Here is a 16,099-nt window from a genome sequence, read left to right on the forward strand (position 1 = left end):
ACAAAATGTTCCGAGGATTCGGAGCACTTTGTTGATTCAATATCGCATAAATAAACTACAATTCATCTATTTCTTCGACAGACAGACCGGTACATTGAGCGATCGTTTCGACATTAACTCCCTGCTTTTTAAAATTTGCAGCAATCTGGCGTTGTTCTTCTGCTTTTCCTTTTTTCAAACCTTTCATTTCAGCCTCTTCCACCGCATATTCCAGTGTATTGCGCCAGTCGCGATAAATCTTCAGGTTCTCATCGTAAACTGCCCGTTCGTGAGGAGTCATTGCATTCAGGTTTGCCACGTCGAGCAGGCGCTTGAAGGCATCGTTTTTCTCCTTAAACGGAGACATATCAAATAAATTCATATTCTTCAATATATAAACCATATTTTCAAGAGGCGTTTTGCATTCCTCTTCTCTTAGATTGAACAGATCGAACGACAGATAAATCTGTTTCAGTTTGACCTCGCCAAAAGTTTTACCTGGCGTTCGCCCTCAAGCGTGGCATTGATAAAGTCGATTGCTACTTGCTTTTCACCGAATACGGTTTTAAAAGCCTTGTCGAGCATGATGTTCACATACTTTTCCATAAATCAATAGTTTTAGTTGTTTTATTACCCAATAGCAGGTAACGGGACAAATGTAGGTAATATTTTATTTAATCCAACCGCAGAAGAAGATTATTTGATTCAGATGTAGAAATAAATGAGCTATCCTGTTCCCCGTGCTTGACACGGGATCGCAAAGGCACAGACCGTATCCTATATGTATCTTTTGATACTGCTGGTTCTTCTGCGGCCCCGTGTCAAGCACGGGGACAAGATAGCTCAATTTTGATAAATTCTGAACCATATTATAAATTCAATACAGTTCCTAAAAAATCAGAATCCCCCGTCAAAGCTACGAACATCTCGTAATTATATCTATATTTACGACATCAAACATTCTAAATCGGAACTTGTATGAAAAACATATTAAAATACCTATTATCCTTCTGCGTTATACTTCCTCTGTTCTCTTCTTGCAAAGGAAACATGAGCAAAAACGAGACTAAGAACTATTCACTCCAACCGGGAGAAAAACGTATCGTCATCCCGATAGATGATAATACAAGTTGTTATAGCATGTCCATGTTTTCTTACATTACTCCTGAAGGGATTCCCTATCTGAGTTATGAAAATGAACAAACCAATGAACTAAACTTTTATCGGCTCGATTCCTGCAAACTATCCCACAAGATCAAAATAGCCATGGAAGGTCCCGATGCAGTCGGACGCTTCATCGGTCACACAGTTATCGATCTCGACAATATCCTGATATTTAATCAATTCAAAATATCTAAGATTAATAAATCCGGAAAAATTCTGGATAAATATGACCTGATAACCGACACTCAAATGGCTCTCGCCCACCCTCCTACGTCCAAAGTTTACACACCTATGATCCTACAGGATTCCTCTATCTATTTATATCAGGCTTTAAAGTTTTCCGACAAACATTATAGCGGAGACGATCTTGAGAAATATCCATTATGTATAAAAGTCAATATGCAAACAAAACAAACGAAAACTCTGCCACTTACCTATCCCAGATTGTGGGAAGCAAAAAATGAAAACGGTATCTTCACATGCAGCAGAGACTATGACGGAACAAATTTTGTCTATTCCTTTTTCATCAGTAACTCTATTCATGTCACCAACGACAACAAGACATTCAAAGAATATCCATGCAAAAGCCGATATATAAACGGTTCTCCTAAAAATCATACTGCTCCCGACATTAAAACAATACGGAAAGAATCTATCGAAAACGCTTCATACGGAAATATCATTTATGATAAATACCGGAAAGTCTATTACCGCTTCTTCCAGCCGGCATGCGAGGTAAGCCCCAACGAGAATATTACCGACCTGATGAAAACCGGAAAAAAATTTTCTATCATGATTTTAGATAAGGATTTTAAGGTAATCGGAGAAACATTATTCCCCGAAAATATCTACATCCCAGTAATGTTCTTCATCCTCAAAGATGGCTTGTATATTTCCGACAACAATTTCCAGAATCCGGAATTCAATGAAAATGTTTTAAGTTTCAGAAGAATGGATTTAATAGAACTCTAAAACAATTAATATCAAATAGAACAGTTATGAACACAGCCGCTTGCTTATTTAATCCCTATAAGGTCTCCCTCTTATTATTGATCGTACTATGCTTGAGCTGCACCTCAAACACAGATACGGAAATATACCAGAATAGACGGGATAATGTAATCTCCGTAAAAGATAAGGTAAAAGAGATAATGATCGAAGATGTACTGATTGGACGGGTTACCCGACCTTATCTTATTGACAAATATCTAATTATAGTCGATCACAGTTCATACGACCGCTTTATTCATCTATTTGATAAGAATGACTTCCATTATATCACCAGCACAGCTTATAAAGGACAAGGTCCTGGTGAAATTACCATACCGGGACATGTAGGTATCGACGAAGCCCAGCGTACATTTTATGTCTCGGATCATGGCAAACAAAAGATATTCAGTTATAACCTGGACAGCGTTCTGGCAAATCCATTCTATATCCCGAATATAAAAGCCGATATAAAAATCGGGTTATTTCCTGATACGTACCGATATATAAACAACACATTATGTATCGGACGTATCATAGAGCCTATAGGCACTAATGATTTCAAATCACTTGTTGCCAAATGGAACATGCAGACAGGAGAAATCCAGCCAATGAAATACGAACACCCCGATATAAAAAAGAAGCATATCACAGCAGATGTCTCCCCTGAATATGGATTATATGTCGAATGTTATTCCCGTTACGACCTAATGACTATTTGTGACTTGAACGGAAATTTAAAATACAATATATACGGTCCTAAATGGGAAAAAGAAACAACGCAAACAGCACATTACAGCCAACCCGTCTTCTGTGGAAACAAAATCATCGCAGGTTATTCGGGAGGGGACCACCGTACGGATGCCTATTACCCAACCAAGCTACTCGTCTTCGACTTCAACGGCAACTATATCCAAACACTGGAAACTGAATATAAAATATCCAGTTTCTGCTATGACCGGGAAAATAACCGGATCATTCTGTGCATGGATGATGAGATACAATTCGGTTATCTGGATTTGGATGGGATTATTGAATAATCAAAATCCCTATACTAGTTACCTGCCCTCTCCAAATCCATCAATTATAATTGACGAAATGGGCATATTTACACAAAGTATCCATTATGATGGATAAAACTAACTTCAAACGGGAATATATAAGTGCCCACGCAATAAAAACGACAAAATCGTAATAAATAAACAATCACATAATTACGAATATATCGTAATGTTTTATATATTTGCAATATGTAATATATAAATAGAATATGAAGACAAATATATTGTTAACTCTTTTCATTGCCTGTTCATTCTTTTGTAATGGGAAAAATGGTGTTACCCGAATTGATATGTCACATTATCAAACAATCTGTTTTGATAGTCTGGTAACGAATATTTCTTGCACCAAATTAGAAAACAAATTATTTGAACAGTGTATAGATATGATACAACATAAAGATTTTCTATACTTTATGGGAAGTACCATCGCAGGAAAAAGTGTGACTATCTACAAAAACACAGGCGCATTTATCAAGGAACTCACTTTTTCTGATGCACTTCTGGTCAATTCAATGTGTGTTATTCGTGAATTGGAAGAATTATGGGTAGTTAGCCGTTTCAAAATAATCAATAAGTTCAAACTGGATGGAACATTGATCAAAAGAGTCTCCTTGCCTTTCCCCTGTGCTAATATTATTCCGACCGACAAACATGATTTTTTAGTTTACTCAGGAGGAACATGCAACGAACGCGGTAACATTGAAGGACACTTTATGGCTTTGACTGATTTAAAATCCATCAATAAACTTTTTATGCCAATGCAAGGGAAAAACGAATGGCCTTATACTCCATATAATTTACATACAACAGATACCAATAATAATATATTCATTTTTCCACCCCGCATAGACACCATCTACTCCTATAACTTTCAACAAAAAGAATTATATCCACTCTATTCACTTGATTTTCACGGAGATTTCTTGAAATCAGACAAAGGTTTCGAAGATCATGAAATGCATGAAATTATCACTAAACGTACATACATTCATAATCGTTACAGTTTTTACCAGGCATCCGGTAAATTATTTTTTAAATTAAAAGGTAAACGGGAAGATTTCTGTTTCATCAATCTCAAAGATCATTTACTATATTCTTTTGACCGGCTATTCGATCAATTCCAATCAAGGTTTATCAATCCATTCGTCGGATCTTATAAAGATAAACTCTATTTACTTGTTTGGGAAAAAGATCTGGCAGAACACTATCAAAATATAAAATGCAACTATCCGGCTATACGAAAAATATTACCGTCTCTATCCACAGATAATAGCAACTGGATTCTAATAACCATAGATATAAAAAAATAGATATGAGAAACACTAGTATATTATTCTACATCCTACTCTGTTTATTCTCCGTAAGCTCCTGTAATCAACAGAAACACCAAGTCACCCTGCTGGGAAAGTTCACTGTTCCCCAAGAGGATCATCCCGAATGGACAGATCTATTCACCGATAAATATACCATTACACCGCTGGAAACAACCCCGGAAAGTTTGGTTGGTGAAATCAACAAAATCAAAAAGTTCAACGGTCATTATTATATTTCCTCAGCGGGAAAGTCCATTTTGTGCTTCAATGAGAAAGGTAAATTTGTTACTTCACTTAATAAAATGGGACAAGGTCCGGAAGAATATCTTCGTATTGAAGACTTTGATGTGTATGAAATAAACGGAAAAACTGAAATTTGGATTTCAGACAATAAGAGTCTAAAGATTTATGATGCAAATGATTGCACTTTTTTGAACAAAATCAGCTATCCTTTCATCATACATAAATTCAAACGCTTAGACAACTCCCATATCCTACTGGTAACCGGACAAAACGATCATTCTTTGACACTGACAGATAAAAACGGAAACATCCTATCCGAATACCTCAAAAAAGAAATACCCTATTTAATGTTCAGACCCGTACAATTCGTGAAATACGGTTCCGAATATCTTTTTCAATTAGGCATATCAAATACCTATATTGCTTTCGACTCCAAAACAGAAACCTTTAATAAAGGTCTCTTTTCAAATAACGAAGTTTACCTCTCCGATATACAATTACTGGAATTATATAATACATACGAAATGGAGTTTATCAGAGAAGCAAATAAGGGCTCTTATATTAACAACATAATACCGCTTAACGAAACATTCTGGATTCAAACATATTATGCTGGAAAAAAATATATAACCAAAATAGAAAAAGACGGAAAGGCAACCTCCACAGAATATTCTTACGGCACATTTGTTTCCACAATCACCGTAGGAGACAGCGAAAATAGCCTACTCCTCTATTTAACTCCGGATCAACTTTTAGAGAGTGAAAAACAATATACAGATAGAGATGGCAACGAAATTATTTGTCAAATAGATGACAATCCTTGCATTGTAGAATTCTTTTAAAGAAAAGTTTCCATTCAAATTTGCGTTTGATATATATTGAACGAATAGTACACATATATGCTCTTTTCGTTTGACAATTGAGTTCCTTTCGTTTGATATATATTAAACGAATGGTTGTTTAGGCAGTTTTTGGCAAAACTATCAGAACTTTTCAGTGAATGATACGCTGCTTCCGGTTTTTCATTCCTTTCATAAGATGGAATGCAATCTATTATTAATATTAAACATCTTATTTTTTATAATACCCCCCTGTTTTACGGGCTCCCACATACACGACCAATCCCTTTTCTTTCAAAGATTTGATATAACGTTCCGTCGTTGCAATACCTTTATTGATATATTTGGATATATCTTTCACTTTAATTCCAGGATTCTTTTCTAAGAAAGTAAGAATAAGAGTTTCTATTTCATTTATTCCCTCATTTATTCCCTCACTTATTCCCTCACTTATTCCCTCATTATATGGCCGTTCAATAACAGATATGAATTGTACACCATCAAAATCATTGATAAGCTTTAAACTTGGTTCCTCTTTTAATGCACGTATAATCCCAGAACCTAAACCACGATAAGGCATTGTTTTTGCACAAAAATTAGCAATAAATGGATTACGAACAACGGCATTTCCAAACTTTATATTTTCAACTGTCAGTCCATCCGGAAGACATCCCGGACTGATAATCTCTATACGGTTATCAAAAATAAGTAATCTCACCGGAGCATTTTTTGTATAATCACGGTGCACAAGTGCATTTTGGAGTATCTCTTCCAAAGCTATCTCCGAAACTTCCAGTTTACCAATAGAATTAAACCCTTGTCCAGCCTGTATATTACGGAGATTAGCTTTTAAAAAAGACATACCTTTATCAAATATTTCTGGCAAAGTACCTGAAATATCTTTACTATCTCTATAGCTAATCCCTGCTATATCATTTCCCCAAAAAGCGACTGCTTTTATTACAAAAGTAGGGCGGTACTGCTGAGGATTTTTTCCGAATTTCACTATTTTCCATCACTTTGCGTTTATCTGATCCTTGCTTTATCCAAATAGCCCCACCTAAATCTTTATAAGGTTTATTGTCTCCTTCATCAATATGAGCAACAAGAATTGAACGATCTTCTATTATGATAGTTTCGGTTTGTATGTAAATGACCGGACGTAACAAGTTTGTAGCAATATTAGCTAACATTGAATTTATTTGTTGTATCTCCTGATAAGATAATCCGATAATTTCCCCTGTCTTATCTCTGATACCAAACAGAATCATACCTCCACGTGCATTCGACATAGCAACCATTTCGGCTGCAATACTATCTTGATTAGAGAAACGTTCCTTGAACTGGACCGTACTGGTTTCTCCACATTTCACTATGAGTTGCAATTCTTTACTATTCATCTCCAAATATCATATGTGATAAGCATTACAAATGTATAACAAAAAATGAGAATGACATCCTCTACATCGCATTATGAAGGGTGCAACCGGCTTCGGTAATAAAATCAATGCTTCACTCTTTACAATAAAAGCATGAATCACCTTTGAAATAAAGCACCTATAACTTCGACTAACATAATAAGTTCAATATCTTTGTACAAACGTGTATGCACGTTTACATTTTGCTTGTACAACCTTCGACACCCATAAAAATTTAGACACAATAGCATATGAACGTGATTTGTATCTGATGCTATTTGACAAATCTTTCAAAAAAGTATATGAAAGTAAATTAGCCTCGAACAGATTCAACCCTTACACGGGATGGAATACAATCAATAACGGCATCATACTTTTTGTTGACAACATTCATGATAAAAACGATTCCGATAATTTAATTGTAGATCTCATTCACCCAGATTAATTACAAACAGCTTCAAGGTAATCACTTCGTTATCCCTGTTCTCCTTTTTATCAAAATGACATTTTAAGTACTTCATAGTTTGAATATATGAACCTGAGGACGTGCAAGGGACTTTCCAAGCCATTCTCCGAAGGTTCGCTTATATCCTATTGCTAATAAAATGGAAATAAATGATTAATTCCGAAAATAATATAGGAATTATTATAACCTTTTATTCTCCAATACTGATTTATAAGCAATTTATGAAAGATCATTTCATCTCATTATCAGACGCCTTCTGTAGAAAAAACATGCTAGAAAACATACAATTCGGAGTCCAAAAACACACGAACTATTTAAAATTCAAGTATTTTTAACATTTTCTCTGTTAAACCGAACTCCTATCTCAGTTAAACTGAAAAAATATTCATTTAAAACGAGATGAATTTTTGTTTAAAACGAGATAATTTTTTGTTTAAACGAAATTCGATTTGACCGAAAAACGAGTATAGAAAAGCATTGTGTTAAATAATGTGTAAGAAAACTTACTAAAACGGTCACTGTTAAAAATACCCCCGTAAGTTTATCTGCTTATTATAAATCCTTTTAATGCAAAAACAGCATAATAAACACCTTTTTGACAATTGACACACCACGATCTCAATGAAACGGATTTGGAAGATAAGATAGAGCAAACACCAGTATTTGCTGAAACATGACGACGACAACAATCAACTTATTTTCGCTTTTAATGATGATATTCAATTTGGTTATTTAGATCTCAATAATATCATATAAAGAAGTGCCAAATACTACACTTCTTTATTCTCTATCCGTTCTATGCATATTTCCATCTCGTCTTTTCCCTTGATTTGGTATCCTTTAGCCCGTATAGTTTCAATACTCAAAACAGGTATAGTCAGGTTCAAATCTTTCCGCAAACGGAGCACTAACTGTTCCATAGTTTTTTTATCAACTTCTACATTTTTATCTCCAAGAGCCTTATAGAGAAATTCATACGATTGAAAATAGTCTTTTCCCTGCGACAGGAAATAAAACAACTCAAATACCTTAGGAGTAAGTTGTATCGTCTGATCGCTGTAAAACAAAGAACACAGTCTTTCGTCATACCGAACAACATTATCAGTTGGTTGCAAAGGCAACTCCAACGATTCTGCCACAGGTTCTACCTCAGGTTCTGTTACAGGTTCTGTTAGCTGCTCTACCTTTTGCTCAACAGGTTCATCAGGTAAAGCCTGCTCTGTTTCCATGGGCTGTTCATTTTCAGAAACAAATTGATCCGGAGATTTTGAAGACTTATTGTTCTGTTTTCTTTTTACTATCAATATTCCCAAAATCATAAGGACTATGGATAACACAACATAATAAGATGTCCCCCACACTATGCTTTCTATCCAACCACCCTTAACATATCCTTCCAAAAGAATAATATCCTGAATATCTACTTTGTATGTCAACTTCAAGTAATCATGTAAGACTTTCACATCCTCTTGGCCGTAAAATGTCTTTTTATCTGTACTATTATTATAAAGTGATACTGCCGTTTTATAATCCAATCCATTCTCTTTCAACTTTAACCGGAAAAGACTATCCAAGTTTTCCAGTTTTACAGGGTTCTTGAGTGACAAATACTGCTGATCAGCCAGAAAATTTCCTTCATCAGCAGTATAAGATTTAATGCTATCCCTTTTTAAATGCACAGTCTGACCTTCAGTTGTTATTTTAATTTCGGGGGAAGCTGTCGGAGTAAATACATGTATCTTCTTTACTTTGGCTTCTCTCATCCTGTTCGTACGATCTTCCCATAAAGTTTGCTTCCAAATCTCAGTCACTTGGGTCCGCAAACTACAAGAATACCAATATCCTCCACTTATAAAGATCAGCAAAACCATTAAAATCCCAATTAACCCATATGATGAATCATTCTTCATTTCCACTTCTTATTTTAAAATACAAAAGTAGTAAAGAAACACTCAAAAAGAGGCAAAACGAAGAAAAAAACACCTATACAGGTCTCATATAGGAGATTTATAAGAAATTTATAAGAGAATTCTAGGAGTTCATCCGAAAAAGACTCTCTATTTTTGCACTAACAAACATAATACAGATATGAAGAAGAAACTAAAATTAGTAGGATTTGTAACTTGCCTGATCGTCGGTTGTTATTTTGGGTCCACTCCAAAAAACAATTTACCGTCTCTATTATTAGAGAATGTGGAAGCATTGGCCTACGGTGAACATGGAAATGGAGCCAATTGCTATGGCGATGGCTCTGTAGAGTGTTACGGATATTGGGTCGAAATGAAAATTGAAGGATTAAGCCTTGAATAAACAATGAAACATCTCCTTTATACATTAATAGGTATTAGCTGCCTGGTCGCCTGCACGAGTTCTCCGGATTCGCACTTCCCCAGATACTCAGACTTTGCCAAAACCAAGGCGCTCAGTGCACAGGTAATTAACCTGGATACTATCCTCTTCCGTTACCCATTTCGGGTAACGGTTAGAGATAGTATTGCCGTTGTAATGGATCTGCATAATATGGACCATTATTTACATGCCTTTACCTATCCGGGGTGGAAACACGTTGTCTCATTCGGCAGACGTGGAGAAGCACCGGAGGAGATGTTATCAGCAGCAAACTTTCAATTCAACTCCTTAGATTCTTTGTGGGCACTCGATCCCAACAAGATGCAAATTACACGTTGGAAAATATCTCCTTCTACCGGTTCCGCGGAACGGGTAGAGGAGATTAAATTAGACAAGAAACTGGTCCGTTCACTGGACTTTCGCACGATGAAATCGGGCTTTTTGATTCCAGACTATATGGGAGAGCACCGCATCTGGGAAGTCGACAACAACGGTAAACCGATAAAAAGCAGTGGCGAAATTCCCAGCGAAACAGCCAACGAAAAGACTGTCCGACCGGCATTAGCGCAAGCATGGCGAAGTTTCATAGATTATAATCCCGACAATGGCATATTAGCAATGGCTACACAGTTGGGAGAAGCAATCGAAATCTATAACCTAAAGAACGATACTCATAAAGTTTTGTACGGTCCGGCAGGAGAACCGGAGTTTAAAACAGGAAAAGATGGTTCAGGCATTCCTAACGGAATCATGGGTTTCAATGATATAAAAGTAACAAACAAATACATTTATGCGGTATTTCAAGGAATTAAATTCAAAGACAAATTAGCCGCCTATCAGCGGGGAGAACGTCTGGAAGACGGAGGTAGATTTATCTATGTATTCGACCTGCAAGGGAATCCGGTACAGAAATACACTCTTGACCACGCGATATATGGCATTGATGTAAACGAAGAAACAAATACAATCGTCGCTACCGAAGTGAAAAGTGATGATCCGATTATAGAATTTAAAATTTAAAGGACAAGATGAAAACTTTAAATCTAATCATACTAGTATTATTACCAATCTTCTTTTCCTGTAAAAACGAGCAGAAAGAAAAGGAGAAACAGATTGCGCAGTTGGTAAGCGAATGGCAAGGAAAACAAATTGTATTCCCGGAAAACTCAATATTTACCCGCTATTTGACAGATACTACGGATTATCAGATACCACAATCCGAGTATAAGGTATTAATATATGTAGACTCTATTGGTTGTACCAGCTGTAAACTACAATTACATAAGTGGAAAGAGTTGATCGAATATACTAATTCGGTAACACAAAATAAAGTACCTTTCCTTTTCTTCTTTCATCCAAAAGATGCCAAAGAAATACGTTACTTGCTGAAACGTGATGGTTTTGATCACCCCATTTGTATTGATTTGGACGACCGATTAAACAAATTGAACAAGTTCCCGGCTGATATGACTTTCCAGACATTCTTACTGGATAAGAACAACAAAGTCGCAGTTTTGGGTAACCCCGTACACAATACGGCAGTCAAAGACCTTTATCTGAAACAGATTACCGGAAAAGACAACCCAAACAAAAACATACCGAAAACAATCGCAAAAGCCAGTCAAACAGATATCGACTTCGGTACATTCGACAAATCGGAAATAAAACAAACAACCATAGAGGTTAAAAACACAGGGGATAGTCCCCTCGTGATTGTGGACGTAAGTACCACCTGCGGCTGCACAGCAGCCACCTATGACAAACGACCTGCAAAACCCGGAGAATCCCTCCGGGTGCAAATCAAGATGACACCGAAGGATACAGGTTTCTTCGATGAAGTCGTGACAGTCAGGTATAACAGTATTAACAATCAACCTGTCAAAGTAAAGATTAAGGGGAATGCAAAATAAAAAAGAGGGAGTCTGCCTGATAGACTGACAACTGTTACGGCAAACTCCCCACCCATTCCCTCTTAATAAAAGAAAGGAGGTATATCAAAATCACTTAAAATCAACAATCGAAATAATAGCGGTATCTAATGATACTTATATTATTCAAATATCTTAGCTGAACAAGAGTAGGCAAAGATAGAAAATTAACGAATTCACAACTTAATAAACAATAAGATCATGAAGAAAAAGATCTTTGGAGCAGCTCTTATCTCTGCTATGGCTGTTGCAGCCGGCTGGAATTTCAACCAGAGCAAAAATGAAACACAATTGTCAGACTTGGCACTGGCTAACGTAGAAGCGTTGGCTAATGGAGAAAGTGGTGGCAGTTTTGGGTGCGGAAATGCTGCATACGAATGGGATAGTGATTGGTATGAAGATACAAAAAACTTCACAAAATGCAGAAGTGGTTGCCCCGAAGGAAGTGGAACAGAGCCTAAATACATGAATTGCTAAATTAGCCAATAGTCAAAGTTCTATTTAAAATCAAGAGGGTGTGTCAAAATACTAAATGATATATAGATAACACAGATTATATATTAAATAAGTTATCTGCCAAGTCTGTAGCCATAATGTGAATTGACACATCCTCCTTAAAAAACAATTAAATTCAACAAAATGATAAAATACACCTTATTTACTTTGTTTTTTTTGCTTTTCACATTCAGTTCTTGTACTGAGAAAAAAGAAGTACTAACATTAGAGCATGTCAAAGTGTCTAAATTGCAATTAGAAGAAACTCCCTTTGATATACCTTCATTATTTCCTAAGGGATGTTGTATAAAAGATTCTTTTCTTGTTATTTTTGATCCCAAAGATAAAGATGGATTTCTATATATTTACAACAAAGAAAAAAAAACATTGTTAAATAAATATGGTATAATAGGCGAAGGTCCCAATGATTTTAAAAATCCTCGATTTTTATTTAATGATAATTTGCAAATATCTAAAAATACATTATTAATAGGTGATGTAACAAGCCTATATTCCGTAAATATTGATTCTATATTTAGTAGTTCAAAAAAAGCACATTATATTCAAACCGAAATTCCTGAAAATTTACGACTCTACAATTATGTTTTACAGGACAATGACAGCATGCTTATTGTCAATCAAACACGAGACCATCAGTTAACATTCTACAATAAACTAACACACACAATTGAATTAAAGAATTATTTCGAAAAGAACAGATATTTAAAAGACGCTTCAGATTTCTGTCATGTAATGCAGATTTATGATGCTTATTATTCTTCAAATAAAGAAAGAATAGTCATTGCTTACAAAAATTGGAAACAAATAGATATCATATCTACATCAGGAAAATTAATAAAACATATATATTTTCCTAATTATGATTACAATAAGAGTAAAATGTCATTAGATAGAAAAAGTTTACGAATAGAAGATGATGCACATATGTTTTTTTCTTTTATTTATCCAACTAATGATTATTTTTATGCTCTTTGTTGGAATAATACGAGAACAAATATAAAACAAGGCAGTGCAAAAACATCTATATACAAATTTAATTGGGAAGGTGAATTAAAAGATATATTCCAACTAGATAAAGCTATTTCTTATTTTTGCATAGACTCTTCAAATATATTATATGCCATAGGTGTATCAGAAGACAACCTTGATTTAAATATTTATTCATCAATAATAAAATAAGACTCTAAATCATCTACTATAAGTTATTCCTTTTTTATTTCGATTCCTAAAAACATAATCAACTAAAAATTTAACACCATGAGCAACAAACTCCAAGGCTGGTTAGCCCCCAACACACTGACAGAAGATCCGAACGACCGTATCTTAGTACTCAACTCCGCCGGTACGGTTGACAACGAACAACTCTACGAAGAGATGCGCGAAGAAGACACCGGCCTGCGCCGGGAAACACTCGTTCACGTAGTCACCCTCTACGAACGAATCGTGGCACGGGCTTTGATGAACGGCCACAATGTTAACACCGGATTGTTCTACGCCGTTCCCCGCTTCATCGGACCGGTCGAAGACGGACAATGGAATCCGGCAAAAAACGACATCTACGTCGCATTCACTCAAAACCGCGTCCTGCGCGAAGAAATACGAAACACCAAAGTTGAAATCCTGGGTGAAAAAGCTGACACTATTTATATCACTGGCGTTCAGGATTGCAGCAACAACATAAAAGACGGACATATCACGCCGGGACGTAACTTCCGCATCACCGGTTCGCGTATCCGCATTGAGGGAACAGACGAAAAGGTCGGTATCACCTTCCGCAACCTGGCAGACGACACGGTGACAAAAGTTACTTCCGACATGTTCGGTACAAACAATCCTTCGGAACTAATATTCATCGCTCCCACAGGATTGGCTGACGGAGAATATGAAATGACGTTGACAACGCAATATTCAGGGAATACGCAACGTTTTCTAAAAACACCGCGCAGTATTAACCGCATCGTATATGTGGGTGCCGCCAAAGGAGAAGAGGGTGGTGACAGACCTGAAATTGAATAATACAGAACAACTACTTTTGTTTGCATTCCCTAAACACTCCTGTTTGGACATCACAAACAACCGTGTTTAGGGAGCATAAACAGGAGTGTTTAGATAACGCAAACAATATTAAATATTCAAATATATATGAAAACAAACAAATTTCTATTCATCACTATTATTACTTGCATATTATCTGGTATAAACATCTGTGTTAATACTAATAGCACAAAAAAGAATTCGGATTTACTCCTTGAAAATATTAATGCTATAGCCTACGGAGAAAGTTTCAGTTGGGACGGAAAAGAGTGGGACACAGAAGAAAATCACTGGTTGGGTAGCGATTGGAAACCAGTTTTAGTAAAATGCACAGTTACTACAGGACCTTCTTTCTGGCAAGAGACCTATGAAGGACAGAAAGTGACTTGCAATAACGGAAATGGAAATTGCTTAATAGAAAGTGCTTGCACTAATAGTTAAATTTTAATTCTCCATTCTCTATATCAAAATGAGAATGGAGAATTTCACAAAAAACATTTCAATATCCATGTATAGAACACTCAACATATATATATTATCTGTAATATACTTGTTTTTAATCGGTTGCAACAAACCGATTCCTAAGAAAGCATTAAAATTAGAGTTAGAGAATATAAAAAAAGTAGAAATTAAAAACGAATATCCTCAAATTATCAATACAAGTGAAGCCAAAGATATTTCTACAAAGCAATTGACAGACTGTATTTCAAATATAGACTATATAGCGCTTGACTCTGAACATCTAATTGGAGAAATTAGAAAAATGATTATCACAGAAAGTAAAATATATATTATGGATTCCTTTCTATCACAGCAAGTTTTTGTTTTTGATAAACAAGGAAAACTTTTATTCCGCATAGACGAAAAGGGTAATGGACCTGAGGAATTTATCAGTATTTGGGATATGCAAGTTAATGAATCAAAAAAAGAAATCTTACTAAATGATGCCTTAGGATTATCTTATATCTATTATTCAACAGAAGATGGTAGTTTCATAAAAAGAGAGAGAGGCATTCAGAATTGCTATTTAGCCAATATAAATAATATATACATTAATATGTTATCATACGGACAAGATTTTAACGATAAAGAAAGTTGGCAATTACTAATAACAGATAAAGACTCTATTCTATATAAAGGTTTTCAATTAGAAGAATTACAAAAAAACAATTTTATAGAAAACAGTATATCTTATGACTTTGAAAATAAACTAATATATACCCCTACTTATTCAGACACAATATATCAATTTTGTGAAAATATATCATTCATTCCAAAGTTTGTAATCAAACAAAACAAAAGTATTTGGAATAAGCATAATGAAAACATGACATATGCAGAAATATGTAAACTAATCAAAGAGAATAATTACACATTATTTACCGGCAATATTATTGATTCAGAGAGATATATGCTTTTCACGACCAATGAAGAATATAAAGGAGGAATAATCAAACAACCATATATTTGGGACAAAATAAATAAGATATCATATAGATGGGATTCAAAAACAATTATCTCGAAAGAAAATATTCGTGATGTCATAACTATACCTTTAACGTCTTATAACGATAGATTTTACGGGATTTTTCAAATAGGAAAAGATCCTGAACTGAAAAGTATCTCCCCTAAACTAGCAAAATTATTACCTAAAGATGTTGAAAATGCGAATCCAATCATAGTTGCATATCAATTTAAAGATATTCACTAAAAATATATTTTCACAAAATCAATTGAAATATATGAAGCAATTGTTTTTTTTGCTGTTCGGCATATTAGTCATTCTTTTACAAACAGCCTGT

The 16,099-nt window shown here is 35.2% G+C and carries 17 protein-coding genes; 12 read left to right on the forward strand and 5 right to left on the reverse strand.

Annotation, left to right across the window (positions count from 1 at the left end; all coding sequences use genetic code 11):
• Window positions 1–55: 55 nt before the first annotated feature.
• Both HMPREF1535_RS05805 and HMPREF1535_RS26420 read right to left on the reverse strand, forming a co-directional pair.
• Entirely contained in the window at window positions 56–454 is a 399-nt protein-coding gene (locus HMPREF1535_RS05805; RefSeq protein ID WP_082150454.1) for a PD-(D/E)XK nuclease family transposase, read from the reverse strand.
• The gene (locus HMPREF1535_RS26420) at window positions 451–585 is read right to left on the reverse strand and encodes a hypothetical protein (protein ID WP_258971359.1); all 135 of its coding nucleotides are present in this window, start codon (window positions 583–585) and stop codon (window positions 451–453) included. Before HMPREF1535_RS26420 ends, HMPREF1535_RS05805 begins: the two co-directional genes overlap by 4 nt.
• A 372-nt stretch (window positions 586–957) precedes the next feature.
• Here HMPREF1535_RS26420 and HMPREF1535_RS05810 point away from each other — a divergent pair, with 372 nt between their 5' ends.
• The 4 genes from HMPREF1535_RS05810 to HMPREF1535_RS05825 all read left to right on the forward strand — a co-directional run bounded on the left by HMPREF1535_RS05810 (window position 958) and on the right by HMPREF1535_RS05825 (window position 5,589).
• Window positions 958–2,115, forward strand: a complete 1,158-nt coding sequence (locus HMPREF1535_RS05810; protein WP_048317708.1) for a DUF4221 family protein — start codon at window positions 958–960, stop codon at window positions 2,113–2,115.
• A 26-nt stretch (window positions 2,116–2,141) separates the two neighbouring features.
• Complete coding sequence (locus HMPREF1535_RS05815) at window positions 2,142–3,170, forward strand: 6-bladed beta-propeller (RefSeq protein WP_046145562.1); 1,029 nt, start codon at window positions 2,142–2,144, stop codon at window positions 3,168–3,170.
• 230 nt (window positions 3,171–3,400) lie between these two features.
• On the forward strand, window positions 3,401–4,501 hold the full coding sequence (locus HMPREF1535_RS05820) for a hypothetical protein (RefSeq protein WP_046145563.1): 1,101 nt from the start codon (window positions 3,401–3,403) through the stop codon (window positions 4,499–4,501).
• A gap of 2 nt (window positions 4,502–4,503) precedes the next feature.
• Window positions 4,504–5,589 carry a 6-bladed beta-propeller gene (locus HMPREF1535_RS05825; protein ID WP_046145564.1) on the forward strand — a complete coding sequence of 362 codons (1,086 nt, stop codon included), beginning with the start codon at window positions 4,504–4,506 and terminating at the stop codon, window positions 5,587–5,589.
• Window positions 5,590–5,818: 229 nt separating this feature from the next.
• Here HMPREF1535_RS05825 and HMPREF1535_RS25325 read toward each other — a convergent pair whose 3' ends face one another.
• The 3 genes from HMPREF1535_RS25325 to HMPREF1535_RS05850 form a co-directional block, all read right to left on the reverse strand.
• On the reverse strand, window positions 5,819–6,592 hold the full coding sequence (locus tag HMPREF1535_RS25325) for an ATP-binding protein (protein WP_224263636.1): 774 nt from the start codon (window positions 6,590–6,592) through the stop codon (window positions 5,819–5,821).
• A complete protein-coding gene (locus HMPREF1535_RS26195) occupies window positions 6,519–6,986 on the reverse strand; it encodes an AlbA family DNA-binding domain-containing protein (RefSeq protein WP_046145565.1) in 468 nt (155 codons plus the stop codon). The genes HMPREF1535_RS25325 and HMPREF1535_RS26195 overlap by 74 nt, the downstream gene beginning before the upstream one ends.
• Before the next feature lie 1,254 nt (window positions 6,987–8,240).
• A complete protein-coding gene (locus HMPREF1535_RS05850) occupies window positions 8,241–9,380 on the reverse strand; it encodes a helix-turn-helix domain-containing protein (RefSeq protein WP_007655608.1) in 1,140 nt (379 codons plus the stop codon).
• Window positions 9,381–9,558: 178 nt separating this feature from the next.
• Between HMPREF1535_RS05850 and HMPREF1535_RS05855 the strand changes: the two genes are divergently transcribed.
• The 8 genes from HMPREF1535_RS05855 to HMPREF1535_RS05890 all read left to right on the forward strand — a co-directional run bounded on the left by HMPREF1535_RS05855 (window position 9,559) and on the right by HMPREF1535_RS05890 (window position 16,008).
• Complete coding sequence (locus HMPREF1535_RS05855; protein WP_007655609.1) at window positions 9,559–9,780, forward strand: NVEALA domain-containing protein; 222 nt, start codon at window positions 9,559–9,561, stop codon at window positions 9,778–9,780.
• 3 nt (window positions 9,781–9,783) lie between these two features.
• The gene (locus HMPREF1535_RS05860; RefSeq protein ID WP_007655610.1) at window positions 9,784–10,839 is read left to right on the forward strand and encodes a BF3164 family lipoprotein; all 1,056 of its coding nucleotides are present in this window, start codon (window positions 9,784–9,786) and stop codon (window positions 10,837–10,839) included.
• An 8-nt stretch (window positions 10,840–10,847) separates the two neighbouring features.
• Window positions 10,848–11,729, forward strand: coding sequence for a DUF1573 domain-containing protein (locus tag HMPREF1535_RS05865; RefSeq protein WP_007655611.1), 882 nt, complete (start codon window positions 10,848–10,850; stop codon window positions 11,727–11,729).
• A gap of 219 nt (window positions 11,730–11,948) precedes the next feature.
• Window positions 11,949–12,224, forward strand: coding sequence for an NVEALA domain-containing protein (locus tag HMPREF1535_RS05870; protein ID WP_007655612.1), 276 nt, complete (start codon window positions 11,949–11,951; stop codon window positions 12,222–12,224).
• A gap of 162 nt (window positions 12,225–12,386) precedes the next feature.
• Entirely contained in the window at window positions 12,387–13,442 is a 1,056-nt protein-coding gene (locus tag HMPREF1535_RS05875) for a BF3164 family lipoprotein (protein WP_007655613.1), read from the forward strand.
• Window positions 13,443–13,520: 78 nt separating this feature from the next.
• A complete protein-coding gene (locus HMPREF1535_RS05880; protein WP_007655614.1) occupies window positions 13,521–14,279 on the forward strand; it encodes a DNA-binding domain-containing protein in 759 nt (252 codons plus the stop codon).
• A 126-nt stretch (window positions 14,280–14,405) separates the two neighbouring features.
• Window positions 14,406–14,738 (forward strand): NVEALA domain-containing protein, encoded by a 333-nt coding sequence (locus HMPREF1535_RS05885; protein WP_007655615.1) that lies wholly within the window; start codon window positions 14,406–14,408, stop codon window positions 14,736–14,738.
• A 34-nt stretch (window positions 14,739–14,772) separates the two neighbouring features.
• Window positions 14,773–16,008 (forward strand): 6-bladed beta-propeller, encoded by a 1,236-nt coding sequence (locus HMPREF1535_RS05890; RefSeq protein ID WP_157277589.1) that lies wholly within the window; start codon window positions 14,773–14,775, stop codon window positions 16,006–16,008.
• The last annotated feature ends 91 nt before the right edge of the window (window positions 16,009–16,099 follow it).

Source organism: Parabacteroides goldsteinii DSM 19448 = WAL 12034, assembly GCF_000969835.1.
GTDB lineage: Bacteria > Bacteroidota > Bacteroidia > Bacteroidales > Tannerellaceae > Parabacteroides > Parabacteroides goldsteinii.